A 315-nucleotide genomic window follows, 5' to 3' on the forward strand; every position below is an offset into this window, starting at 1 on the left:
GGTGAAATACGAGCTGTCATACATAAACTTGTTAGCTTCCCATTGACCTATGTGCCCGCGGAACAGCGCGGGAGCGATGCCATCCATCAAATAAAAATAAGGAGAGTCGATGGAGACCGTGAGCCGTTTGAGTCCGTCGAGTGGATAGCGCAGGCGGATGCGCACGTGCTGGGTGTCGGCCAGGTCCTGGCGCACGGCCACCAGGTGGAACGGGGCCGTGATGTTGCCCAGGTACATTGTTTCGCCGGCTTGTCCAGCCAGGTAATACGAATTATACTGCAATTGGGCTACATGCGTGGTAGGTAAAACCGGGTG

The 315-nt window shown here is 55.6% G+C and carries 1 protein-coding gene; it reads right to left on the bottom strand.

Going from position 1 to position 315, the window contains the following annotated elements:
• Window positions 1-315 (bottom strand): hypothetical protein (locus KK062_RS30190; RefSeq protein ID WP_254088103.1); only part of this gene is annotated, 315 nt, incomplete at both ends.

Source organism: Dawidia cretensis (assembly GCF_018598175.1).
GTDB classification, from domain to species: domain Bacteria; phylum Bacteroidota; class Bacteroidia; order Cytophagales; family Cyclobacteriaceae; genus Ohtaekwangia; species Ohtaekwangia cretensis.